Source organism: Kitasatospora sp. NE20-6, from assembly GCF_045862635.1.
Map to the genome: position 1 here is coordinate 1 of NZ_BPRL01000041.1, position 24,688 is coordinate 24,688.

Here is a 24,688-nt window from a genome sequence, read left to right on the forward strand (position 1 = left end):
TCATCCGACCCGACGCCCACTGGACCAGCCGACAACCCGATCAACCCCGCAAGCCCCGGACAAGCCGACTGTCCCGCCTCGCCTACCAACTCACCGCATAGCCCCGGCCGAAATACGCAACAGAGTCGTGGGCGGGGTACGTCGCCCCGCCCGCCGCCTGCTGCATCCGTCGTGCGGCCGTCCCGCGCGGCCGTCCCGTGCAGCCGTCCCGGACCGGGACCGTGGGCCTGGGAGGCGCAGGCGTCGCGTCGCGGGCGGTCAGCCGGTCCGGACGGTCAGGGCGGCGGTGTGGAGCTGCCCCGCGGTCCGGAACTGGAGGAACAGCCTCCAGAGGCCGGAGCGACCGAACTCCCCGTGGAACGACAGGTCCGGGCCGCCGTGGTCGCCGTCGGCACGGCTCACGGGGTGCAGGTGGGCGAACGCCGCGTCGCCCTCGTGGAAGGCCGTGAGATGGGCGTACGCGTCGAGGTACGGCTGCAGGTCGGTGACCGGACGGCCGTCCCTGGTGATGCCGATCGTCAACCCGTGGCCGGTGAGCGCCGCCGGGTCGCCCTGGACGGTCACCGTGTAGCCGTCCGCGACGGCCGTGGCAGCGGGGGCGGGCAGCGGCTCGGCAGTGGCGTCCCCGTCGACGGTGACGGTGCGGGAGAGGACCATGGCGGTGCCCTTCCCGGCGCCGCTGTCCGGCGTGAACGAGGTGTAGACGCGCCAGGAGCCGGGGGTGAGCGCGGCGAGCGGTGCGCGCCAGGTGCCGTCCGGGGCCATGACGGGGTGCAGGTGCTGGAAGCCGGTCAGGTCGGAGCGGACGGCGTAGAGGTGCATGCGCTCGGTCTGCTCCACGGCGAACGCGGTGACCGGGCGGTCGTCCGGGCCGGTGATCGAGAAGTCGAGGCCGGTGGCGGTGCCCGCGGGCAGCGTCGTGGCCGTTGCGGCGAAGCGGTAGCCGGCCCGGTGGTCGGACAGGCCGTCGGCGCCGTCCGTGTCCGGCACGTCGTCGCCCGCGCCGTGCAGCGACGGCGACGACGGGGTCGCGCCACCGCTGCCCGCATCCGCGGGGGTGGAGCCGTGGTGCATGCCGGCCATGTCGTGGGCGGTGCCGGCCGAACCGCAGGCGGTCAGCAGGGCCGCGAGGGCGAGGGCCCCGGCGGCAGCCCGTACGCGGCGGTGGCGGGGGGCGGGGTGGGTGAAGGAGGGCATCGTCGATCTTCCGGTGGGTGCGCGACGGCGCGCGCGGACGGCAGGACACGGGCCCGGTCCGGCGAGGGGCCGGGTGGGGCCTGTCACGTCCGCGCGACGCACACCCGGATGAGCACCGCCCTGCCCGGCGACGGCGGCCCGCGCCGTCGCAGGACCGATCGGGCGAGGACGCGCCACGACGGAAGCCACCCGGCAGGCAGCACGAGCGCGGCGGACCCGGGCAGCGAGGGCCGTCCCGCGGGGGTACGGGCCCGGGCCGGGGTGGAGACGCACAGCTCGCCGCCCGAGCGGTCGCCCGCGCGCAGCAGCCCGGGGCTCGGCAGCGCGGCGCCGCGGGTGGTGTCGGCGGATGCGGCGGAAGCCCGGAGAGCGGTGGTGCGGTCCGAACGGCCTCGGGTGTGGCTGGTGGGGGAGTGCTCGGTGGAACCTCCCGCCCCGACAGCGGGCGCACCCGTGCAGCCGGCCGCGCCGGCGGGGGATCCGTGCATCAGGAACAGGCCCAGCAGCAGCGCGGAGACGGCGAGCAGTCGGCGCAAGGCCGTCCTGTCGGTCGTGGCGCCGTTCACCGTGCGTCCTCCGTGCCGGAGCGGGGGTGGTGCGGCGCAGGCCGGGAACGGCACCTGGCACCGCACCGACCATACCCCTCCCCGGTATGTGATGCCGCCGGGACGCGCGGGCGGTGTCGGCCGGGGGCGGTGCCGGCACGGGCGGTGTCAGGCGGTGGCTGCCGCGAGTGCCTCCCGGACGGTCGATGCGGCGGCGGGGCTGCCGGGGTCGGTGGACAGGTCGCCGGCCGGATCCTTCAGGTAGGGCAGGCCGTAGGCCGGTGTGCCGGGCTGGAAGCGCCGGCCCTCCGGGAGCGGCCCCGCATCGACCGTGTCGAAGCCGAGGGCGTCCAGCAGGGCGGCCGCGTGCGCCTTGGCCGCGGGGTCGTCGCCGGCGACGGGCAGCGCGGTACGGTCCGGTGCGCCGGCCGGGCGTGCGAGCGAGGCCAGGTGCCCGAAGTAGATGTTGTTGAACGCCTTGACCACGTGCGCGCCGACCAGGTGCTCCTGCAGGAGGCCGCTGCTGGTGGTCTCGCCCGAGTCGAGCCGCGCGATCCGGCCGTCGCGCTGCGGGTAGTAGTTGTTGGTGTCGAGCACGGTGCGGCCGGCCAGCGGGTCGACGGGCACCTGGAGGTAGTTCTTCAGCGGCACCGTCACCACCACCCAGTCGCCGGCGGCGGCCGCCTCGGCGGGTGTCGCGGCACGGGCCCGCGGGCCGAGCTCCGCGACCAGGCCGGCGAGGGTCTCCGGGCCGCGCGAGTTGCTGAGGACGACGTCGAGGCCGGCCGCGACTGCGAGCCGGGCCAGGGTGCCGCCGATGTTGCCGCTGCCGATCAGTCCGAGAGTAGCCATACCGGCCACAGTGCCGGACGGTAGGAAGGTATTCCCGTTCGGCGCCGCCTCACCCCTTCGGATGAATGCCTCGGGGGGCACCCGCCCGGTCGAGGGGCGCACGGCACGGCCGGTCCGACCCGGTGGGACGGCCCCCCGCGCCGCAGCTCCCACGCGTCCGGCCGCACCCGGCCGCGGACCCTCCCAGGAGGTAACCAGATGACCAGCTCGCCGTACCGGGCCGCCGAGAGCCGCTACGACGGCTCCATGCGCTACCGCCGCACCGGCTGGAGCGGACTCCGCCTCCCGGAGATCTCGCTCGGGCTGTGGCACAACTTCGGGGACGACCGCGGCTTCGCGTCGCAGCGCGCCATCCTGCGCCGCGCCTTCGACCTCGGCGTGACCCACTTCGACCTCGCCAACAACTACGGCCCGCCGTACGGCGCCGCCGAGGCCAACTTCGGCCGCCACCTCGCGGCGGACTTCCGCCCGTACCGCGACGAGCTCGTCATCTCGACCAAGGCCGGCTACGACATGTGGCCCGGCCCGTACGGCGAGTGGGGCTCGCGCAAGTACCTCACCGCCAGCCTCGACCAGTCGCTCCGGCGGATGGGCCTGGAGTACGTGGACATCTTCTACTCCCACCGCTTCGACCCCGACACCCCGATCGAGGAGACGATGGGCGCCCTCGCCTCGGCGGTGCAGCAGGGCAAGGCCCTCTACGCGGGCGTCTCCTCCTACAGCGCCGACCGGACGCGCCGGGCGGCGGAGATCCTCCGCGGCCTCGGGGTGCCGCTGCTCATCCACCAGCCGTCGTACTCGATGCTCAACCGCTGGATCGAGGACGACGGGCTGCTCGACGTGCTGGCGGCCGAGGGCGCCGGCTGCATCGGCTTCGCCCCGCTCGCGCAGGGCATCCTGACGGACCGCTACCTGGACGGCATCCCGGCCGGATCACGCGCCTCCCGCGGCACCTCGCTCGACCCGTCGAGCATCACGGAGGAGACCCTGGGGAAGCTCCGCGGGCTGAACACGATCGCGTCCGGCCGCGGCCAGTCCCTCGCCCAGCTCGCCCTGACCTGGCTCCTGCGCGACCCCCGGATGACGTCCGCCCTGATCGGCGCCTCGTCGGTGGGGCAACTGGAGAACAACGTCGCCGCGGTCCGCAGCGCCCCGCTCACCGCGGAGGAACTCGCGGAGATCGACCGCTACGCCACCGACGCCGGCCTCAACCTCTGGGCGAGGTCCACCGAGAGCTGACACGGCCGCGACGGCCCGCACCGCCCTCCCGGCGCGCGGGCCGCCGGGGGACGGCGGACACGGGCGGCCTCCGGGCCGTGCGGCATGGACTGCGGACAGGTGCATCGCCTCCCGTTCGGCACAGGCCGGCCCGGGGGCCGGTCAGCGGCTGCTCGTGGAACGGCCGGGACTTCCCGGCCGTCCGCGGGCCCGCCGCCTGGGCCGATCGGGTGGATCCCGGGGCGGGCACCGAACCGCGGTCCCGCGGGCGGCGAATCGCCCCTGTCAGCACATCAGCTGACCGTCCGTCCGATTCGTTTCGCACAAAGGGAGAGCCACCATGGCCTTCGTCCGTACCTCGTGTGCCGTCGCCGGGTTCGCCGCCGGTGCCGTCCTGCTCGCCGCCGGTGCTGCGGCGGCGAGCGCGGGAGCCTCCGGCCTCGCCGCGGGCTCGCCCGGCGTGCTGTCGGGCAACCTGATCCAGGTGCCCGTCCACGTGCCCGTGAACGCCTGCGGCAACACCGCCGGCGTCGTCGGCCTGCTCAACCCGGCGTTCGGCAACGCCTGCGCCAACCTCGGCTGACGACCGGCCGGCCCGGGGCGGCCCGCGAGCCGCCCCGCCGGCCCCGCCCGCACCGCAGGCGTGGCCGAAGCCGCGTGGCCCGTACTGGAGCTGCGCCCGTGAGCGGGGACCGTAGGACGTCCGACGGTTGAAGAATTGACCGTACTTTCCCGCCGACCGTCCCGTCCGCGCCGGGCTCGCGTGCGAATCAAGGTCATGGAACGCACCTCGACCCCCAGCGTGACGACCGGCGCACTCCGCGCCGGACCCACCGGGCCGGGTGACGGAACGTCAGGAAGGAAGGGCAGGACGATGCATGCCATGCGAACGAAGCGGTCGTTTGCGGTCGCGGCGACCTGCGTGATGCTCGGCGGCGGTGCCGCCGTGGCGACGTCCGCGACGTCGGCCTCGGCGACGACCACGGCGTCGGCGCCGACCGTGTCCGCGGTCTCGCACGACAAGGAGTGCCGCTGGTACCCGGCGCACTGGGAGAACCAGCACGTGGCCGGCCACTGGCAGAAGGTCTGGCACGCGGGCTACTGGCAGAACCAGTGGCACCCAGGTTGGTGGGACTCCCACCACCACTGGCACCACGGGTACTGGCACAAGGTGTGGCACAAGGCCGGGTGGGAGCACAAGTGGATCCCGGCGCACTGGGAGAAGACGTGGGTCGCGGCCGGCTGGTACTGCCGCTGACCACCGTCACCGACGGAACTCCGACGGCCCGGCGCCCCGAGGCGCCGGGCCCTCCCCCCCCCGCCGGGGGCCCCACCCGTCCGGCGCCGCCCCGGGGCGGCCGCCCCCGCCCCCACGTCACGGAAGCGTCCGGTCATGACCACCGCCACCGCACAGCCCCGACCACCAGCCCGCACGCCCGCCCCAGCCCCCGCCCCAGCCCCCGCGCCCGTCCCCGCGACGGCGGCGCGGCCGACGGCCGACCCCGAGGCCGCCGACTGGAGCGAGCACTTCACCGACCGGCCCCAGTGCGTGCGCGGCCTGCGGGACCACGCCCGCGCCTACCTCACCCGGGCCCACCTGCCCCGCCCGCTGTGCGACGACGCCCTGCTCGTCATCAGCGAACTCGTCACCAACTCGATCCGCCACACCCACGGTCCGGGCAGCCTCCGGCTGGCCGGTGGCCCCCACGGCCTCGACGTGTCCGTCAGCGACGGCGGCCGCGAGCTGCCGGTGCGCCGCCACGCCGACGCCCGCACCGCCACGGCCGGCCGGGGCCTGACGCTGGTCGCCGCCCTCTGCGACACGGTGACCATCACCCTCGACACGGGCACCGGCAAGACCGTGACCGCCCACCTCGCGCCCGCGGCCCCCTCCCGGCCCGCGGCTCCGCCGCTCCCCGGCCGCACCCGCCGCTGGTGACGCAGGCCCGGAGCCCGTCCGCGGCCGGCCGGCGGAGCGCCGACGACACCTCGACCCGGGCCGCACCACCCGGCGGACAGCCGCCGACCCCGTCGACCCCGTCGAGGAGTACGCCATGCCCACGTTGTCCCGTCCGAAGTCCCTCGCCGCGCTCCTCGCCGCAGGCGCGCTCGCCCTCGGCCTGAGCGCCTGCAGCGGTGACGGTTCCTCCGGTGGCGGCTCCGGCAGCGGTACGGGCTCGGCGAGCAGCCCGGCGGCTGCCGCGGGATCACCGTCCGCCGCCCCGTCGGCCACCCCGGCGTCCGCGCCGTTCGGCACCGCCTGCGCCTCGGTGCCGAAGGACGGCGCCGGGTCGTTCGCCGACATGGCCGAGCAGCCGGTCGCCACCGCGGCGTCCAACAACCCGCAGCTCTCCACCCTCGTCGCCGCCGTCACCCGGGCGGGCCTGGTCGACACCCTGAACTCGGCGAAGGGCGTCACCGTCATCGCGCCGACCGACGCCGCCTTCGCGAAGATCCCGAAGGCCGACCTGGACGCCCTGCTCGCCGACAAGGCCGAGCTCACCAGGGTGCTGACGTACCACGTCGTGCCGGAGCGCCTCGCCCCCGCCGCCCTGCCCGGCGGCCACACCACCCTGGAGGGCGGCAAGGTCACGGTGACCGGCTCCGGCGAGGACCTCACCGTCAACGGCACCGCCAGGGTGCTCTGCGGCAACGTGCAGACCGCCAACGCGAACGTGCAGATCGTCGACACCGTGCTGATGCCGCCCTCGTGAGGTCCGAGGGTCCGGGGCGTCCGGCCCGACGGCGGGGGAACGGTGCGGCGGCTGCGACGGGCTGTCCGGAATGTGGACAGAATCCGGACGCTTCTGGACAGGCGTGCGCTCGGGGTGCGAACCTCCCGCCATGCTCCCGGCCCTTCAGCGGGCGGCGATCCGCCGCGCCGAACCGATCCGGGTGCCCTCCTGTCGTCGCACCGGTCGCTGTCCGGGCTTCTGACGCGGCATCGGGGGCACCGCGGACGCGCTGCCCCTGCCCCGCCACTGCCCCGCCCCGCCCCCGGCGGCGGCATCCGGCCGCCGGGCCGGCCCCATCGCGCCGCCCTCACCGCGCGCACCGGTGTCCCGCCCTGCGGACCGGTGCGCGCAGCCCTCCCTCCCCTCCCTCTGGAGTCCCGACATGACTTCCGCTTCTGCGAGCCGCCCGACCGGCCCCACGAGCCGTCCGACCGGCCCCGCGTCGCTGGCCGCTCTCCTGCTCGCCGCCTCGGTGCTCGCCGCCTGCGCACCGCAGGACACGGCCACCTCCGGCCCGGCCGCCGCGAGCGGGGCCGGTCAGGGGTCGGCCGCCACCTGCGCGAAGGGCGCGCTGGCCACCCACAAGGCCGGCACCCTGACGATCGGCACCGACAAGCCCGCCTACGCACCCTGGTTCGCCGACGACGCCCCGGCGAACGGCAAGGGCTTCGAGTCCGCCGTCGCGTACGCCGTCGCCGACCGGCTCGGCTACCCGCAGGACAAGGTCACCTGGACGGTCAGCCCGTTCGACAAGGCGTTCGCCCCCGGCGCCAAGGACTTCGACTTCGACATCAACCAGGTGTCGATCAACGACGACCGCAAGAAGTCGGTCGACTTCTCCTCCGGCTACTACGACGTCCGCCAGGCCGTCGTCGCGCTCAAGGGCTCCAAGGCGGCCTCGGCGAAGAGCCTCGCCGACCTCAAGGGCGTCAAGCTGGGCGCGCAGGTCGGCTCCACCAGCCTGACCGCCGTCACCGGCCAGATCGCCCCCACCACGCAGCCGGCCGTCTTCGACAGCAACGACCTCGCCAAGACCGCGCTGAAGAACGGTCAGATCGACGCGCTGGTGCTCGACCTGCCGACCGCCTTCTACGTCACCGGCGCGGAGGTCACCGACGCCCAGGTGGTCGGCCAGCTGCAGAACGCCGGCGGCGGCACCGAGCAGTTCGGCCTCGTGCTGGACAAGGGCAGCGCGCTGACCGGCTGCGTCACCGCCGCGGTGGACGCGCTGCGCACCGACGGCACCCTGGCCCGCCTGGAGAAGCAGTGGCTGTCCGACGCGGTCTCCGCGCCGGTCCTCGGGTGAGCGCCGCCACGGCCGGGAGCGTGCCGCCGGCGGCGGACGGTGCGGAGGCCCCGTACCGGCCGTCCGCCCGGCGGCTCGCCCGTGAGGCGTACCGCCGGCGGCAGGCCCGCCGCTCGGCGCTGATCGCCGCCGTCAGCACGGCGGTGACGGCGGTCGTGCTGTACCTCGTCGTCGTCGGCTCGCCCGGCTGGCAGCGCACCCGGGAGACGTTCTTCGACGCCTCCTACGCGCGGCAGGCACTGCCGGAGGTGCTCCGCGGCCTGCGGGTCAACCTGGAGCTGATGGCCGTCTGCGGCGTGCTGATCCTGGTGCTCGGCCTGGTGCTGGCCCTGCTGCGCACGCTGCGGGGGCCGGTGTTCCTGCCGGTGCGGCTCCTGGTGACGGCGTACGTGGACTTCTTCCTCGGCCTGCCGATGATCATCTGCCTGCTCGTCATGATCACCGGCGTGCCGGCGCTGCGGCTGACCGGCGTCACCACCGACCCGCTGCTGCTCGGCGGTGCCGCGCTCGTCCTGACGTACTCGGCGTACGTGTCCGAGGTGTTCCGGGCCGGCATCCAGTCCGTCCACCCGAGCCAGCGGGCCGCCGCCCGGTCCCTGGGCCTGACCAACGCCCAGGCCATGCGGTACGTCGTCCTGCCGCAGGCGGTGCGGCGGGTCGTGCCACCGCTGCTCAACAACCTGGTCTCGCTGCAGAAGGACACCGGCCTGGTGTCGATCGGCGGCGTCATCGACGCCGTCTTCGCGGCGAAGATCATCACGGCCCAGACCTTCAACTACACGCCCTACCTCGTCTCGGCGCTCGTCTTCATCCTGCTGACCGTGCCGCTCACGCGCTTCACGGACTGGGTGACGGCCCGCGCCGACGGGCGGCGCCACCAAGGAGGTGCGGTGTGACGGCGGTGGATCCGGCGGTGCCCGTGCTGGCCCTGCAGGAGGTCCGCAAGGCCTTCGGCGACCACGTCGTGCTGCGGAGCGTCGACCTGGCCGTGCCCGCGCACTCCGTGACCGTGCTGATCGGCGCCTCCGGCTCCGGCAAGTCGACGCTGATGCGCTGCGCCAACCTGCTGGAGGAGATCGACGACGGCGCCGTCCTGCTGGACGGCGAGGAGATCACCGACCCGGCGGCCGACCAGGACGCCGTCCGGCGGCGCATCGGCGTGGTGTTCCAGCAGTACAACCTCTTCCCGCACATGACGGTCCTGGAGAACGTCACCCTGGCCCCCCGCCGGGTGCACCGGGTCGCCCGCGCCGAGGCGGAGACGCGTGCGCTGGACCTGCTCGGCCGGCTCGGGCTCGCGGACAAGGCCCGCGAGTACCCCGACCGGCTGTCCGGCGGCCAGCAGCAGCGGGTCGCGATCGTCCGCGCGCTCGCCACCGGGCCGAGGCTGCTGCTGCTCGACGAGATCACCGCGGCCCTCGACCCGGAACTCGTCGGCGAGGTGCTCGCGGTCGTCCGCGACCTCAAGGAGCAGGGCCTGACCATGGTGGTCTCCACCCACGAGATGGGCTTCGCCCGCGAGGTCGCCGACCAGGTGTGCTTCCTCGACGCCGGCACGATCGTCGAACGGGGCACCCCCGAGCAGGTCTTCGGAGACCCCCGGCACGACCGCACCCGCCGGTTCCTGCGGCGGATCACCGAAGCCGGACGGTTCGTGCCGGGATCGTGACCCGGACGGAGCCGCCGGGGGCCGTCCGGACGGCCCCCGGCGGCTCCCGACGGCTCCGGGCGCGGCCGTGCCCGGCGGGCCGGGAGGGCCGGGGGAAGGGGCGCCGGAGCCGCTCAGGCGTCCGGGGAACCGTCGAGCTGGAGCATCAGCAGGGCCGCGTCGTCCTCGGCGTCGATCCGTTCGGTGAGGCTGTCACGGAGGTGGTCGGCCAGGGCGTCCAGGTCGGCGGGGCCGGCCGAGAGGACCGACGCGAGCCGGGCGAGTCCCTGGTCGAGGTCCTCGCCGGGGCGTTCCACGAGGCCGTCGCTGTAGAGGACGACGGTGTCGCCGGGCCGGAGGTGGAAGCGGCGGTGCGGGTAGACCGCGGCGCCCCACTCGACGGGCAGGCCGAGCGGCGGGCCCCCGGCGACCTCCCACCAGGTGACCGTGCCGCCGGCGTGCCGGACCAGCGGCGGCAGGTGGCCGGCGTTCGCGGCCCGGACGGTGCCGGTGGCGGGCACGACGTGCATGTACAGGCAGGTGGCGAAGCGTTCGGCGTCCATCTCGGCGAGGAAGGCGGAGGCCTTCGCGAGCACGCTCTCGCAGGGGTGGCCCTCGCGGGCGTACGCCGTCATCGCGATGCGCAGCTGGCCCATGATGGCGGCGGCCTCGGTGTCGTGGCCCTGGACGTCGCCGATGGCCAGGCCCACGCTGCGGTCGGCGAGCAGGACGGCGTCGTACCAGTCCCCGCCGATCCAGATGCCCTCGCGGGCGGTGCGGTAGCGCACGGCGATCCGTCCGCCGGGGACGTCCGGGATGTGGCGCGGCAGCATCACGTTCTGCAGCCCCGCCGCGATCTCCCTGGACCTGTCCAGCAGCATGGCCCGCTGCAGGGACTGCGCGATGGCGCTCGACCAGGCGGTCAGCAGGGTGCGGTCCTCGGCCGAGAACGAGCGCTTGCCCTCGTAGACCATCGACATGGCGCCGATCGCCCGGCCCTGCGCGATCAGCGGCAGGAACGCGGCGGCGGTCGCGCGGGTGCCCGCGACGTAGCGGGCCAGCCGGGGGTACCGGCCGATGAACGCCTCGACGGAGGTGAAGAACAGCGGCTCGCCCGACCGCACGGCGTCGTTCAGGGGCCAGGGCTCGGCCAGACGGGCCCGCTGGAGCTCCTTGACCTGGGCGTTGGTGGTGCCGACCGCCGCGACCAGGCGGATGCGGCCCTGCTCGACGACGCCGAGCGAGACGCCCTGCGTGCCGAGGCGGCGCATGCTCTGGTCGCCGGTGAGGACGTCGACGACGTCGGCGACGCTCATCGCCTCGGCGAGCGCGTGCGCGACCTCGCGCATGGCGTCCTCCTGGCGGCGCCGGTCGCTCTCGGCGAGCAGCCGCAGCGACGAGTGGGAGAGCTCCTGGGTGGCGTCCCGGAGCACCCCGACCACCCGGATCGCCCCGTACGCGGGCACCCGCACGACCTGCCCCTGGGTGTGGGTCCAGCGGGTGCCGCCGCCGCGCAGCCTGATGCGGAAGTACGTGCTGTAGGAGTCGGCGCGGCCGGCCACGATGTCGGCGACCAGTGCGGTCAGGCGCGCCGCCTCGTCCTCCGGGATGCGCTGGCCGAGGTCGTCCGCATGCCCGTTGTACTCCTCCGGCAGCAGGTCGAAGACGGCCAGGCCGTTGTCGTCGAGGGTGAAGCGGCCGCTGGCGGGCTCCCACTCGAAGCAGCCGATGCCGTTGGCCCGCAGGGCCTCGGCCTGCTCGACCCGGGCGGCGGCGCCGCCCGGGGGAGCCGTGTCGCTGCTCAACGCGGCCGCGTCCTTGCGGGGCGGAGGGCGGCCCGGCGCAGGGCCCCGGCCCCGGGCGTGGCGGCCGCGGCGGAGCCGGGCCGGGTCGTGAGCAGGCACCCACCAGCCATGCGGACCTCCGGAAGAACAGGTCGATGTCCAGAATCTACCGCTCTGCGCCGTTTCGGGCGGCCAGAAGGAGGAAAGCCGCACGTCCGATCGGTCGCCCGCGGGCCGGATGCGCGGGCCGGTGCCGTCGGCGGCCGTCCCCTTCGACGGTTCCCCCGTCCTTCGCGCCCCGCTCTCCGGGGCGGCACCGAAGCCGGTGCAGGCGGGGCGCGCCGGGGTGCGCCGCCCGCCGCGGCCGTCGCCGGGCGGGCGGCGCGGCAGCAGCGCAGGGTTCAGGACGGGCCGGCGAAGTCGACGTCCGCGGTCGCGACCGTCCCGGCCGTCCGCCCCGGGGCCGTCTGGTAGGACCAGTACAGGTTCGTGTGCGCGACGACCTGCTCCGGCGGCGGCGCGCCCCAGGCCGTCTGGTCCTCCGTGGTGTGGGCGTCGCGGACGAGCGTCGCGTCGTACCCCCGGACGAGTGCGCCGTGCAGCGTCGAGCGGATGCACGCGTCGGTCTGCGCGCCGACGACGACGAGCCGCCCGACCCCGAGGTCCGCGAGCACCTGCTCCAGCGAGGTGGCCTCGAAGGAGTCGCCGTAGTTCTTCTCGACGAGCGGTTCGGTGTCGCCCGGCACGAGCTCGGGCACGATCCGCCACTCCTCGCTGCCCCGCACGAGACCCTCGTCGGAGTGCTGCACCCACACGACTGGGACGTCTTCGCGCCGCGCCCGCGCGACCAGGCCGCCGACGTTCGCGACGACCGCGTCGCGCGCGTGGGCGCCCTCCACGACACCGTTCTGCACGTCGACGACGAGCAGGGCGGTGTGCGGCCTGTTGTCGAGTGTGGTCATGGTCTTCCCCTGCCCTCGCTGGGTCTCCGCGTCCTCCCGCACCATAGACCGGGGCACCGACAGGCGGGCCCGGACCGGGATTCGCCGACCGGGTGCGGTCAGCCGGGATCCGTCAGCCGGAACCCGCCGGCCGGAACCCGCCCGGCCGGGCGCCGTCAGCCGGGTGCCGCCCCCCGGGTGAGCAGGGAGCCGCCGACCGGCCGTCCCCCGATCAGGGTCAGCCGTACGAGGGCCGTGTCCAGCCGCCGCAGCACCTCGCCGAGCGGCGCGCCCAGCAGGACGAGGTCGGCGGCGACCCCCACCCGGACCCGCCGCACCGGCCCGCCCGGGAACGCCGCGGGGGAGAGGTAGCCCGCCAGGGCCCGTCCGACCGCCAGGCGCTCCCCGGCCGCGACCGTCCCGCCCGAGCGCGTGCGCCGCAGCACCGCCGCCCGCATCACCGCCCACGGGTCGAGCGGACCGTACGGGGCGTCGCTGGAGAGGCCGAGCGGCACCCCCGCCGCGGTGAGCGAGGCGCCGCGGTGCACGTCCGGCAGCCCGGCCGGCGGCACCGACCGCAGGTAGTCGTCACCGAGGTCGGCGATCAGCCCGGGCCGGCCGACGACCCGGAGCCCGAGCCTGCCGATCTCCGGCACCGCCGCCGCGGGCACCAGCAGGGGGTGGTCGATCCGGTCGCCGGGCAGCACCCCGGCCTCCTCGACCGCCGCGAGGAACGACAGCACGGCCTCCCCGGTCGCGCAGTGCGCCGCCACCGGCCGCCCCACCCGGTGCGCCGCCGTGATCTGCGCGGTCAGCCCGGCGTGCTCCGGCAGTCCGCCGCCGGGGAGTCCGATGCGCCACGGGCCGGCCGCCGGGCCCGGGTCCGGCAGCGGCACGCCGAGCGGGGCGCCGAGCAGGTGCACCCGCTGCGGCAGGTCGCCGCGGGCCGTCGCCGCGGCGACGGCGTCCACCGCCGCGGGGTCGAGCGCCGGCCCGGCGTCGGTGACGGCGGTGATGCCGTGGTCGGCGAGCTGCCGTCCCAGGGCCGCCGGCAGGAGCGGGCCCGCGGCGGGCAGCCGGCCGGCCAGCCAGGCGTCGGCCCGGTGCAGCCGGCCGGTCGGGCGGCCCGCCGGGTCGCGCTCGACCCCCGGGTGGTCCGCCGTGCCGAGGCCGACGGCCGCCACGGCCGGGCCGTTCAGCACCCACAGGGCGCCGCTGCGGTGCCGGACCCGCACCGGGACGTCGCCGCGCAGCCGGTCCAGCCCGGCCGCGTCGAGGTCGCCCGCGACCGACACGTCGTAGCGCACGCCCCGCACCCAGCCGTGCGCGTCGGGCACCGCCCGGTGCAGCGCGGCGGACAGCGCGGCCGCATCGGGCACGGCGGACGGCGCGCACAGCACCGAACCCGACTCGGCCGCGGTCGCGAACAGGTGCAGGTGATGGTCGGTCAGGCCCGGCAGCAGCGCGCCGCCCCCGGCGGCGACGACCGCCTCGGTCCCCTCCCGCGGCAGCGCCGGTGCGATCGCGGCGACCAGCCCGTGCCGGATCCGCACGTCCACGGGCAGGCCGTCGACCTCCGCCCCGCGGATCAGCATCCCGCTCACGGCGTCGGCATCCAGGGCCGCTGCGTCCCGGCCGGCCTCCGCGTCCCGGCCGGCTGCCGGGCCCCGACGGCGGTGCCGTCGTCCGCCCGGCCGGGCACCGGGCCGGTGCGACGTCCCTCCCACGTTCCTGCCATGTCCAGGATGCTAGGGCAGGACCTCCCCGGTGCCCCCGCGCCCCGCGGCCCGGCCCGCCGCACCGGCCCGGTCCGCATCCGCTGCCGCAACACGCCCGCCACCTGCCGCAGTACGCCCGCAGCACCCCCGAAACACGCTCGTAGGACTACCGCGGGCGTGACGCACGCCGCGCGCCGGGCCGTGGACGGCGGCGGATATCGTCTGGACATGAATGCCGTCGAACCATTCGCGAACACGCCCGTCCCCACCGCCTCTTCCCTGCGTCGCGCCCTGCGCCGGGCACGTGACGGGGTGGCGCTCGACCGTGCCGAGGCCGCGGTGCTGCTGCAGGCGCGCGGCGACGACCTGCGTGACCTGTGCGGGTCGGCGGCGCGGGTGCGCGACGCGGGACTGGCCGCGGCCGGGCGGCCGGGCGTGGTCACGTACTCCCGCAAGGTGTTCATCCCGCTGACACGTCTGTGCCGGGACCGCTGCCACTACTGCACGTTCGTCACCGTGCCGGGCAAGCTGCGGCGGGCCGGGGAGGGCATGTTCCTGTCGCCGGACGAGGTGCTGGACATCGCCCGGGCCGGCGCGGCGCAGGGCTGCAAGGAGGCGCTGTTCACGCTCGGCGACCGGCCCGAGGACCGCTGGCCGGAGGCCCGCGAGTGGCTGGACGCGCACGGCTACGACGACACCCTCTCGTACGTGCGGGCGATGGCGGTGCGGGTGCTGGAGGAGACCGGCCTGCTGCCGCACCTCAACCCGGGCGTGCTGTCGTGGACGGACCTGCAGCGGCTGAAGCCCGTCGCGCCGTCGATGGGGATGATGCTGGAGACCACCGCGGAGCGGCTCTGGTCCGACCCGTCCGGGCCGCACCACGGCTCGCCCGACAAGGAACCCGCCGTCCGGCTGCGGGTGCTGGAGGACGCGGGCCGCTCGTCGGTGCCGTTCACCACCGGCGTGCTGATCGGCATCGGCGAGTCCTTCGAGGAGCGGGCCGACGCGCTGTTCGAGATCCGGCGGGTGGCACGCGAGTTCAGGGGGGTGCAGGAGGTCATCGTGCAGAACTTCCGCGCCAAGCCCGACACCGCGATGCGCGGCATGCCCGACGCCGAGCTGGAGGAGCTCGCGGCGGCCATCGCGGTCGCCCGGCTCGTCCTCGGCCCGTCGGTACGGCTCCAGGCACCGCCCAACCTCGTGGACGGCGAGTACGCGCTGATGATCGGCGCGGGCATCGACGACTGGGGCGGGGTCTCGCCCCTGACGCCGGACCACGTCAACCCGGAACGCCCCTGGCCGCACATCGACGACCTGGCCGCCCGGACGGCCGCCGCCGGCTTCACGCTGCGCGAACGCCTCACCATCTACCCGGAGTACGTGCGCCGCGGCGAACCGTGGCTCGACCCCCGGCTGCTGCCGCACGTCGCGGCGCTCGCCGACCCGGAGACCGGGCTGGCCCGCGAGGGGGTGCTGCCGGTCGGGCTGCCGTGGCAGGAACCCGAGGAGCCGCAGGCCGGTTCGGGCCGCACCGAGCTCTTCCGCACCATCGACACCGACGGCCGCACCGGCGACCGCCGGGCCGACTTCGAGGAGGTGTACGGCGACTGGGAGGTGCTCCGCGAGCGGGTCGGGAGCGCGGTGCCGGAACGGCTGCCGACCGGCGTGCGGTCCGCGCTCGCCGTCGCGGCGGACGCCCCGGAGAAATTGACGGACGATCAGGCGCTCGCGCTGTTCGGCGCGGAGGGCCCCGCACTCGACGCGCTCTGCGCGATCGCCGACGCGGTGCGCCGCGACACCGTCGGCGACACCGTGACGTACTGCGTCACCCGGAACATCAACTTCACCAACGTCTGCTACACCGGCTGCCGGTTCTGCGCGTTCGCGCAGCGCCGCACCGACGCCGACGCCTACACGCTCTCGCTGGAGCAGGTCGCCGAACGCGCCGCGCAGGCCTGGGAGGTGGGCGCGACCGAGGTCTGCATGCAGGGCGGCATCCACCCCGACCTCCCCGGCACCGCCTACTTCGACATCGCACGGGCGGTGAAGGAACGCGTCCCGGGGATCCACGTGCACGCCTTCTCGCCGATGGAGGTCGTCAACGGCGCCACCCGCACCGGCCTGTCGATCCGCGAGTGGCTGCAGCGGGCGAAGGAGTCCGGCCTCGACACCATCCCCGGCACGGCCGCGGAGATCCTCGACGACGACGTCCGCTGGGTGCTCACCAAGGGCAAACTCCCCGCCTCCGCCTGGGTCGACGTGGTGACCACCGCGCACGAGCTGGGCATCCGCTCCTCGTCGACCATGATGTACGGCCACGTCGACACCCCCCGCCACTGGCTCGGACACCTGCGGCTGCTCGCGGAGATCCAGCAGCGGACCGGAGGCTTCACCGAGTTCGTGACCCTGCCCTTCGTGCACACCAACGCCCCGGTCTACCTCGCGGGTGTCGCACGGCCGGGGCCCACGGCCCGCGACAACCGTGCGGTGGTCGCGATGGCGAGGCTGCTGCTGCACCCGCACATCCCCAACATCCAGACCTCGTGGGTCAAACTCGGCGCCGACGGCGCGGCGGACATGCTCCGCTCGGGCGCCAACGACCTCGGCGGCACCCTGATGGAGGAGACCATCTCCCGCATGGCCGGCTCCTCGTACGGGAGTTACAAGTCCGTCCGCGACCTGGAGGCGATCGCGGAGGCCGCCGGACGGCCGGCCCGGCAGCGCACCACGACCTACGGCGAGGTGCCGGCCGAGCGCCGGGCCGCGGCCCTGGCGTCGGACGGCCACCTGCCGGAACTGCTCCCCGTCCTGGACTGACACGCCTGCGGCCCGGCCGCGCCGGGGGGACGCCGCTGCGCCCCCGGCGCGGCCGCAGGTCTGTTACAGGACCGCGCGGCGGCCGTTACACGGACGGCGGTGGACCGTGAGGAGGGCTTCCTAGCGTGGTGCCACCAACCCCCGTTCACCGGAACGGGGGTGGTGAGCAGTTCGGAGGAAGCCCATGTCACGCACCTCGTCCGTGCGCCGTTCCGCACGGTACGCGCTGGTCGTCGCCGGAGTGGCCGGAGCCGTCGTGCTGTCCGGCGGGGCGGCGATGGCCGACGGTCCGTCGGCCTCCCCGGCCCCCGTGACCCGCACCCCCGCGGTCAGCGCCCCGCCCGCCGCCCCGGCCAGCGCCCCGCCCGCCACGAAGACCCCGGCCCGGCCCGTCCCGTCCGTCACGGCGCCCGGCGCCGCGCCGGCGCGGCCCCTGCCCCGCGGCGGCGCCCAGACCGGCGAGGCGGAGCGCGGCGGATCCCCGACGGCCGTGCTGGTCGGCGGGGCGGTGGCCCTGGCCGGGGCAGCCGGCGTCGGCACCGCCGTCGTCCGCCGCCGTGCCGGCGCCCGCGGCTAGCCGGAACCGGCGCGGTCGGCGCCCCTCGTGGGTGCCGGCCGCGTCGGTCGGCACGCTGGCCCTCGTCCTCGGCCTCGGGACGGTCGCGCTCGGCGAGGCCCCGGACCGCACCCCGGTCCGGATCGCCGACACCGGCACCGGCCCGGACCCGTCCCGCGCCGCGCCCCCGCCGGACCCGACCGCCCCCCTCCGGCCCGAACTCCCGGCCTCGCCGCCGGTGCGCCTGCTGATCCCCCGGATCGGTGTGGACGCGGCCGTCGGCTCGGTCGGCCTGAACACCGACGGCACCGTCGAGGTACCACCGCTGGACCGGCCCGCCCTGGTCGGCTGGTACCGCGACGGTGCCGCGCCGGGCAGCCGCGGCCCGGCCGTCCTGCTCGGCCACTACGACACCCGCAGGGGCCCCGCGGTCTTCCACCGCGTCCCGGAACTGCACCCCGGCGACCGGATCGACGTCGTCCGCCAGGACGGCCGCACGGTGTCCTACCGGGTGCGGTCGAGCGGACAGTTCAGGAAGACCGCGTTCCCCACCGGGCTGGTGTACGGGGACACCCCCGACCCGCAGCTCAGACTGATCACCTGCGGGGGCACGCTGGGCGGCGACGGGCACTACAGCGACAACATCGTCGTGCTGGCGGACCTGGCCGGGACGGCGTGAGCGGGCGGCGGGCGGGCGCCCGCCGCCCGTGGTGCAGACTGACAGCCGACCCCGCCCGACCACCGACCCGCCACCCTGCCGCCCCTCCGGTGCGGCCGACCGAAAGGCCCCGCTCCGCGTGAGGACACGGACCCGCCCCACCGCCCTCGCGCGGTACCCGGCCCGCACCGCCGCGGCTCTCGCCGCCGCCCTCGCCGCCGCCGTGCTGCTCACCGGCTGCGGCACCCCCGGCCCGCTGCACGACGCCGGCCCCGCCCGGCCGATCGCCGCGCACCCGAGCCCGCTGGCGCTGTGGCCGGCCGCCGCCACGTCCGCCCCGGCCTCCCCGCAGCCCACGGCGGACCGGCCGCCGCCGGAGCCGCTGCCCTCGATCACCGCCCCGGCCGGGGGCCTCGGCGCGCTCGCCGCGTCCGCCGTCCTCACCCACGACCCCGGGCTCACCGACCTCGAACACCGCGCACTGAACGGCGGCTGCACCGGCTGCGTCGTCCAGCCCGCCCAGTACCGCGACCTCAGCGGCGACGGCCGCCCCGAACTCATCACCGCCGTCGTCATGCCCGACCGCGACTCCGGCGAGGGCCAGGCCGTCCTGCACGTCTACACCGAGCGCGGCGGCGGCATCGTGCCGGTGCTGTCGGTGACGGCCCTCGCCGGCTTCACCGCCGACACCGTCGGCCGTGACCTCGTCGTCCACGAGCCGACCGGGCCGCGCGCCCGGACCAGCAGCACCTACCGCTGGAGCGCGGTCCGGATGGCGTTCGCCGACCGCCGGATCACCTCCACCGGCCCCGACGACGGCGCACCCGCCTGCCCCACCGCCGTTCCGGAGCCGCGGCGGACCGCCCCGGCCGTGAAGACCGCCGCCCCCAGCGCCCGGCCCGCCGCCCCGGCCGCCACGGAGCCGCCCGCCCGCGCGGAGCCCTCCGCCCCCGCCGTGCCGACCGCGACGGGACGCCGATGACCGCCGCGCCCCCGCCGATGCCGCGCATCCTGCTCGTCGAGGACGACGAGGTGATCCGCGAGGCCACCCAGATGGCCCTCGAACGCTACGGCTTCCCCGTCGACACCGCCGCCGACGGACTGGAGGGCCTGGAGGCCTTCCGCACCCGCCGGCCCGACCTGATGCTGATCGACGTGATGCTCCCCCTCCTCGACGGGGTCGGCCTGTGCCGCCGCGTCCGGGAGGAGAGCCGACTGCCGATCCTCATGATGTCGGCGCGCACCGAACCCGTCGACGTCGTCTCCGGGCTGGAGGCCGGCGCGGACGACTACGTGGTCAAGCCGTTCGAGATCGCCGTGCTGGTGGCCCGGATCCGCACCGTCCTGCGCCGCACCGGGCCCGCTGCCGGTCCGGCCCCGGACAGCGGGTCCGCCGCCGGGCAGCCCCACCGGTCCGCGGTGCGGGTGATCGACGACCTGGAGGTCGACACCGACGCCATGGAGGTCCGGGTGGCGGGCCTGCCGGTGCCGCTCACCCCGACGGAGCTGCGGCTCCTCCTGGAGTTCACCGCCGCACCCGGCGTCCTGATGGAGCGTCAGACCCTGCTCTCGCGCGTGTGGGACTACGCCTGGGACGCGGACAGCCGCGTCGTGGACGTGCACGTGCAGCGCCTCCGCGCCAAGATCGGCGCCGGCCGGATCGAGACCGTCCGCGGCTTCGGCTACCGCCTGCGGCGCGTCCCGTGACGCTCCGCCGGCAGATCGCCGCCGTCATCGCCCTCGTGTCGTGCCTCGTCGCCCTCACCGTCGCCGTCCTGGTCCACCGTGCGTCCGTGCGCCAGCACACCGACCAGGCCCGCACCTCCGCCGAGGCCGCCCTCGACGCGGCCCTCACCGGCTACGACCGCACCGGCGAACTCGTCGGAGGCTGGCACGCGGCGCTGGACGACCCGGCCGTCCCCGCCGACCTGCGCGCCCTCGCGGAGCGCGGCCGGCAGGGGTCGACCCTCGGCCCCGGCCCGGACGGCACCGCGCTGTGGGCCGCGGCCCGTGCGGACGGCCACGTCGTCTCCGTCCGGATCGACTTCGCCGGGGACGAGCGGGCCGTCGCCGAACTCGACCGCGCCGTGCAGATCGCCGCCGCGCTGTCCGTCGCCGTCACCGTCCTCGCCGGCGTCCTCGCCGCCGACCGGATCAGCGCACGGCTGCGCACCGCCGCCCGCACCGCCCGCACCATCGCGGGCGGCGACCTCGACGCACGGATCGGCCCGCTCGGCCGCCCCCGCGACGAGGTCGCCGAACTGGCCGCCGCCGTCGACTCGATGGCCGCCGCGCTACGGCGCAGGCTGGAGAGCGAGCAGCGCTTCACCGCGGACGTCGCCCACGAGCTGCGCACCCCGCTGACCGGCCTCCTCACCGCCTCCGAGCTCCTGCCGGACGGCCGCCCCACCGAGCTGGTGCGCGACCGGGTCCGCGCGCTGCGCGACCTCACCGAGGACCTGCTGGAGGTCTCCCGCCTGGACGCGCGCGCGGACCCGCCCGACCTCGCGGACCTGCCGCTGGCCCCGCTGGTGGCCCGGACGGCGGCGGCCGCCGCACGGCCGGTCGCGGTCGACGTCACGGTGGACGCGGTGGTGACCACCGACCCGCGCCGTCTCGACCGCGTGCTGGCCAACCTCGTGGCCAACGCCCACCGGCACGGCCTGCCGCCGGTCGCGGTGCGGGTGGACGGGCCCGTCGTCACCGTCCGCGACCACGGCCCGGGCTACCCGGAGGGGATCCTGCAGGACGGCCCGCAGCGCTTCCGTACCGGTGCGCGGGAACGCGGCCGCGGGCACGGCCTGGGTCTGACCATCGCCCAGGGCCACGCGGAGTCCCTCGGCATCGACCTGGTGCTGCGCAACCATCCCGACGGCGGGGCGGTCGCCGAACTCCGGCTGCCGGAGCCGCGGTCGGGCCGTCCGCCGCGCTGACCGGGGCGCCGTGCCGACCGGGGTGCGGCGCCGACGGGGATGCCGCGCTGACCGGGGCGCCGCGCAGACCGGGATGCCGGGTGCGGCGATGCGGCGGCCGGATCCGCAGCACGCCGCGGGCCCCCGCGGCCGTGGGTGGGAGTACCACGGCTGCGGGGGCCCGATCCGTCCGGTGGCGGACTGCGGGGTGTCCCGGCCGCGTCGGCGGCCGGGACGGTGGTGCTGCTACGGGTTCGGCGTCCCGTTGATCACGAACTGGGATCCGGGCTCGATCAGCACGTTGCCCTGGGCCGAGTTGGTGATGGTGACGTTGGTCAGCGTGGCGGAGCCGCGGGCGCCGCCGTGGGCGAGGATGCCCGACCCGTTGAGGGACCGGTCGATGCGCACGTTGCTGACCTGGACGTTCGGCATGGAGCCGCCGCCGGTCTTGAACTGGATGCCGTCGTAGGTGGAGTCGTAGATGTCGGTGTCGCGGATGGTGACGCCGGTGATGTCCTGCGAGGAGGCGAAGAGGGTGATGGCCCCGAACTCCTGCTGCTCGCCCCAGAAGGCGCCGCCCGTGCGGTACAGGGCGTTGTTGGCGATGAGCGTCTGCCCGGAGAAGGGCAGCGGGTCGTGGTCGGTCGCCAGCATGATGCCCGGGTAGTTCATCGTGTCGGAGACGATGTTGTTCTCGACGGTGTTGCCGTAACCGCCGTACACCGCGATGCCGTTGGCGCGCCACGGCAGCTGGATGGTGTTGTTGCGGAAGTGGTTGTCGTGGCCGATGTCGACCGAGGTGTCCTTCACGGCCTTGTTGGACCAGACGGCGAGCGAGTCGTCGCCGGTGGTGCGGAAGGAGGAGTTGAAGACGGTCGAGTTGCGGGTGCTGTTGGCGAAGTTGATGCCGTCGGCGTAGGTGTCGCGGATGCGCATGCCGCTGAACTCCAGGCCGTCGGCCGGACCCCACAGCGCGGGGATGTTGTCGTAGTCGCGGCCGACCCAGACGGCGACGTTGGCGTGCTCGATCCAGACGTTGCTGATCTTCGTGTTCTTGCCGAACCGGCCGTTGAGGCCGACACCGCCCTCGGCGTTGCCGTCACCGCCGCGGATCGTGCCCGAGCCGAAGATCGCGATGTCGGAGATCTGGGTGTTGTCGTCGATGTCGAAGCCGAAGTTGCCCTCGTGCGGGTGGTTGATGCCGCCCGCGTCCTGCGGCGCCGTCAGCGTGTAGAGCTGCGTGTGCCACATGCCCGCGCCGCGGATCGTCACGTCGCGGATGCCGACCTGGTTGAACTGACCGCGGTTCAGCGGATCGTCGGTCAGGATCTTCTGCTCCTGCCGCCACTGGCCGGCGGGGATCCAGACGCAGCCGATCTCGCCCTTCTGGTCGGCCGTCACGGCGCGCTGGATGGCGTCCGTGTCGTCGAGCCCGTCGTTGGGCACCGCGCCGTACGCGGTGATCGAGGTGCAGCCGGCCGGCTGGGAGAGCGCCGGGGCGACCTGCTCCAGGTCGACGAGGTCGATGATGTAGAAGGCGGCGCTGTCACCGGCGTCCCGCTGGAGGCGGAACTTCGTGCCCGGCGGGTACGACTGCGGCAGCAGTGCGTTGGACTCGTCGAACAGACGGCGGGCGTCGCCGCCCGGCGTGTTGGTGAGGCCCTCGGGGCTGTCGGTGCTGCCGTACAGCCAGCTGTGCTTGGAGGAGAGCGTCAGCTTCCGGTTGAACGTGCCGTTGACGTAGAGGCTGATCGTCGCCGACTGGCCGCCGCCGTTCGCGGCGTCCGGGATCGAGTTGCGCACGACGATCGAGTTGGCGGCGTTGGTGGAGGTGAACTCCACGTACTGGCCGGAGGAGTTGAGCTGCACCGACCGGCGGCCGGACGACTCCGTCGCGAAGTTGGTGTGGCCGAACGTGCGCTTCTGGTCCGACTGCAGCAGGACGCCGTTGTACTGGGCGTCCTCCGCCTCGTACTCGGTGTACGGCAGGGCGGCGCCGCGGCCGACGACGACCGAGCGGGCGAACACGTTGTTGTTCTCGTTGGTCTCGGCGACGACGCCGGTCGCGTCCGCGGTGGCGGTGAGCGTGGCGCCACCGCTGGTGGCGGTCCAGGTGCCGGTGATCGGCACCTGGGCGGTCGCACCGGCGGCGATGGCGCCCGTGGTGCCGTTCAGCGTGGTGGTGCCCGTGACCAGGCGGGTGACCGAGCCGGCGGCGACGCCGGTGGTGCCGCGGTTCTGCACGGCCACGGTGAAGCTGACGGACGCCCCCACGGCCGGGGAGGCCGGGTTGGTGGCGATGCCGGTGACCGTCAGGTCGGGGCCCGGGCTCTGGGAGACGGCGAGCTTCGCGGAGGCCGTCCGGCTGTTGTTGGAGTTGTCCTGCTCGGTGACGGTGTCGGTCGGGTCGACGACCGCGGAGACGGTGTAGCTGCCCATCGGGCGCTTGCCCACGGCGACCGCGACGGTCGTCGAGGCGTCGGCGGCCAGTGCACCCACGGGGGCCGAGCCGACGACGACGCCTTCGAGGCTGACGTTGACGGTCGTCGCCGGGGAGGCGGCGGTGCCGGCGTTGCGCACCGTCGCGTTGACGGTGACGTTGTCCGACTCGGTCGGGGCGGTGGGCGACCACACGAGGTCGGTGACGGTGAGATCCGGGTTGGGGGCCGCGGATCCGATCACCTGGAACTCGGCGACCTGCGCACCGGGCGCACCGGTGTTGGAGGAGAACGTGAGCCGGACGTCGGCGTAGCGGCCGGTCACCGGGATCGTCACGGTGTTCTGGCTGCCGGGGCTGAACGCGTAGTCGGCCCGCGCGCGCAGCGAGGTGAAGGCGGTCGCCGACTGTTCCCGGCCCTCGACCTGGATCGCCTGCGTCCTGGCACCCCAGGCGGGGTCCGGGTTGAGCTTGACCACCACGCCCTGGACATCGGCGTTGGAGCCGAGCTTCACCGTCAGGGTCGACGGGAACCCGGCGGACTCCCAGTAGGTGGTGACGCTGTCGTCGACGGCGTTGGCCGCGCTGTAGGTCTGGGTGGTCGAGGAGGCCTCGATCGGCTTGTTGCGCGCCAGGTTCGAACCGTTGACCGGCGGGTCGACCGGGCCCCCGCCGCCGCCCGTGCCGTAGATCTCCACCTCGGAGAGCTGGGCGGCGTTCCAGCCGGTGTTGCCGGTCACCTGGATCCGGACGTACCGGATGGTGGAGGCGGTGAACGGCAGGCTGACGGTGTTGGCGGCGGCCGGGTCGAAGGTGCGGGCGGCCGACGCGGCGAGGGTGCCGAAGGTGCTGCCGTCGGTGCTGCCGAGCACGCTGAGCGTCTCGTTGCGGGCGCCCCACGAGGACGGCAGCTTCAGGGCCACCTCGTTGACGGCGACGCTGCTGCCGAGGTCGACCTGCAGCCACTGCGGGAACGCGCCCGCGGGGCTCTCCCAGTAGGACGCCTGGCTGCCGTCGGTGACGTTGCCGGCCGGGTAGCCGCCGTTGGCCCCGCTGGCCGTGGCCGGCTTACCGAGAGCCAGGTTCGGTCCCTGCGCCGCGGAGGCGTTCGCGGGTACCAGTCCCACCGCGAGCAGTCCGGCGACCACCGTGCCGGCGATCAGTCGCCAGCCCTGGTGTTTCCAACTCATCAGATCCTCTTGTTCGTGATCGGGGGCATCCGGACGCGGTTCGGCGCCCGCAGCCCGCCGGCGCGTGGGGCGACGGGGGAGCGGGGCAGTCGGGGCGCGTACCGGGTGCGCCGAGGACGGTGGCGGGTCTCGCCGGCCGCCTGACACGGATGTGGCGAGGATCGGCAGTCCATG

General features: G+C 75.3%; 21 protein-coding genes. 14 read left to right on the forward strand and 7 right to left on the reverse strand.

Going from position 1 to position 24,688, the window contains the following annotated elements:
• Window positions 1-258: 258 nt before the first annotated feature.
• The 3 genes from SNE206_RS25850 to SNE206_RS25860 form a co-directional block, all read right to left on the reverse strand.
• Window positions 259-1,197, reverse strand: coding sequence for a hypothetical protein (locus SNE206_RS25850; protein ID WP_407915889.1), 939 nt, complete (start codon window positions 1,195-1,197; stop codon window positions 259-261).
• Between the two features lie 83 nt (window positions 1,198-1,280).
• Window positions 1,281-1,763: a hypothetical protein gene (locus SNE206_RS25855; protein ID WP_407915890.1), complete on the reverse strand. Its 483-nt coding sequence runs from the start codon at window positions 1,761-1,763 to the stop codon at window positions 1,281-1,283.
• A gap of 147 nt (window positions 1,764-1,910) precedes the next feature.
• Window positions 1,911-2,594 carry an NADPH-dependent F420 reductase gene (locus SNE206_RS25860; protein WP_407915891.1) on the reverse strand — a complete coding sequence of 228 codons (684 nt, stop codon included), beginning with the start codon at window positions 2,592-2,594 and terminating at the stop codon, window positions 1,911-1,913.
• Window positions 2,595-2,792: 198 nt separating this feature from the next.
• On the opposite strand from SNE206_RS25860, the gene mgrA reads away from it, so the two are divergent.
• The 8 genes from mgrA to SNE206_RS25900 all read left to right on the forward strand — a co-directional run bounded on the left by mgrA (window position 2,793) and on the right by SNE206_RS25900 (window position 9,522).
• The gene (gene mgrA / locus SNE206_RS25865; protein WP_407915892.1) at window positions 2,793-3,833 is read left to right on the forward strand and encodes an L-glyceraldehyde 3-phosphate reductase; all 1,041 of its coding nucleotides are present in this window, start codon (window positions 2,793-2,795) and stop codon (window positions 3,831-3,833) included.
• Window positions 3,834-4,152: 319 nt separating this feature from the next.
• Window positions 4,153-4,395 (forward strand): chaplin, encoded by a 243-nt coding sequence (locus SNE206_RS25870; protein ID WP_407915893.1) that lies wholly within the window; start codon window positions 4,153-4,155, stop codon window positions 4,393-4,395.
• Window positions 4,396-4,695: 300 nt separating this feature from the next.
• Window positions 4,696-5,070, forward strand: coding sequence for a hypothetical protein (locus SNE206_RS25875; protein WP_407915894.1), 375 nt, complete (start codon window positions 4,696-4,698; stop codon window positions 5,068-5,070).
• Between the two features lie 135 nt (window positions 5,071-5,205).
• On the forward strand, window positions 5,206-5,751 hold the full coding sequence (locus SNE206_RS25880) for an ATP-binding protein (protein WP_407915895.1): 546 nt from the start codon (window positions 5,206-5,208) through the stop codon (window positions 5,749-5,751).
• Between the two features lie 115 nt (window positions 5,752-5,866).
• Window positions 5,867-6,526 (forward strand): fasciclin domain-containing protein, encoded by a 660-nt coding sequence (locus tag SNE206_RS25885; RefSeq protein ID WP_407915896.1) that lies wholly within the window; start codon window positions 5,867-5,869, stop codon window positions 6,524-6,526.
• Between the two features lie 403 nt (window positions 6,527-6,929).
• Window positions 6,930-7,853 (forward strand): ABC transporter substrate-binding protein, encoded by a 924-nt coding sequence (locus SNE206_RS25890; protein WP_407915897.1) that lies wholly within the window; start codon window positions 6,930-6,932, stop codon window positions 7,851-7,853.
• A complete protein-coding gene (locus SNE206_RS25895) occupies window positions 7,850-8,749 on the forward strand; it encodes an amino acid ABC transporter permease (RefSeq protein WP_407915898.1) in 900 nt (299 codons plus the stop codon). The genes SNE206_RS25890 and SNE206_RS25895 overlap by 4 nt, the downstream gene beginning before the upstream one ends.
• Window positions 8,746-9,522, forward strand: a complete 777-nt coding sequence (locus tag SNE206_RS25900; protein ID WP_407915899.1) for an amino acid ABC transporter ATP-binding protein — start codon at window positions 8,746-8,748, stop codon at window positions 9,520-9,522. The genes SNE206_RS25895 and SNE206_RS25900 overlap by 4 nt, the downstream gene beginning before the upstream one ends.
• Before the next feature lie 113 nt (window positions 9,523-9,635).
• On the opposite strand, the gene SNE206_RS25905 is transcribed toward SNE206_RS25900, so the two are convergent.
• The 3 genes from SNE206_RS25905 to SNE206_RS25915 form a co-directional block, all read right to left on the reverse strand.
• Window positions 9,636-11,306: a SpoIIE family protein phosphatase gene (locus SNE206_RS25905; protein WP_407915900.1), complete on the reverse strand. Its 1,671-nt coding sequence runs from the start codon at window positions 11,304-11,306 to the stop codon at window positions 9,636-9,638.
• Window positions 11,307-11,686: 380 nt separating this feature from the next.
• Complete coding sequence (locus SNE206_RS25910) at window positions 11,687-12,247, reverse strand: cysteine hydrolase family protein (RefSeq protein WP_407915901.1); 561 nt, start codon at window positions 12,245-12,247, stop codon at window positions 11,687-11,689.
• 155 nt (window positions 12,248-12,402) lie between these two features.
• Window positions 12,403-13,821: an amidohydrolase family protein gene (locus tag SNE206_RS25915; protein ID WP_407915955.1), complete on the reverse strand. Its 1,419-nt coding sequence runs from the start codon at window positions 13,819-13,821 to the stop codon at window positions 12,403-12,405.
• A gap of 351 nt (window positions 13,822-14,172) precedes the next feature.
• Here SNE206_RS25915 and SNE206_RS25920 point away from each other — a divergent pair, with 351 nt between their 5' ends.
• From SNE206_RS25920 to SNE206_RS25945, 6 genes are all read left to right on the forward strand, one after another.
• Window positions 14,173-16,761: a bifunctional FO biosynthesis protein CofGH gene (locus SNE206_RS25920; RefSeq protein ID WP_407915902.1), complete on the forward strand. Its 2,589-nt coding sequence runs from the start codon at window positions 14,173-14,175 to the stop codon at window positions 16,759-16,761.
• Between the two features lie 184 nt (window positions 16,762-16,945).
• Window positions 16,946-17,338, forward strand: coding sequence for a hypothetical protein (locus SNE206_RS25925; protein ID WP_407915903.1), 393 nt, complete (start codon window positions 16,946-16,948; stop codon window positions 17,336-17,338).
• A 31-nt stretch (window positions 17,339-17,369) separates the two neighbouring features.
• Complete coding sequence (locus SNE206_RS25930) at window positions 17,370-17,996, forward strand: class F sortase (protein WP_407915904.1); 627 nt, start codon at window positions 17,370-17,372, stop codon at window positions 17,994-17,996.
• A gap of 118 nt (window positions 17,997-18,114) precedes the next feature.
• Window positions 18,115-18,957: a hypothetical protein gene (locus SNE206_RS25935; RefSeq protein WP_407915905.1), complete on the forward strand. Its 843-nt coding sequence runs from the start codon at window positions 18,115-18,117 to the stop codon at window positions 18,955-18,957.
• Entirely contained in the window at window positions 18,954-19,682 is a 729-nt protein-coding gene (gene cseB, locus SNE206_RS25940; protein WP_407915906.1) for a two-component system response regulator CseB, read from the forward strand. The genes SNE206_RS25935 and cseB overlap by 4 nt, the downstream gene beginning before the upstream one ends.
• Entirely contained in the window at window positions 19,679-20,908 is a 1,230-nt protein-coding gene (locus tag SNE206_RS25945) for a sensor histidine kinase (protein WP_407915907.1), read from the forward strand. Before cseB ends, SNE206_RS25945 begins: the two co-directional genes overlap by 4 nt.
• A 225-nt stretch (window positions 20,909-21,133) precedes the next feature.
• Here SNE206_RS25945 and SNE206_RS25950 read toward each other — a convergent pair whose 3' ends face one another.
• Window positions 21,134-24,514 carry a CARDB domain-containing protein gene (locus SNE206_RS25950; RefSeq protein ID WP_407915908.1) on the reverse strand — a complete coding sequence of 1,127 codons (3,381 nt, stop codon included), beginning with the start codon at window positions 24,512-24,514 and terminating at the stop codon, window positions 21,134-21,136.
• Window positions 24,515-24,688 lie beyond the last annotated feature (174 nt).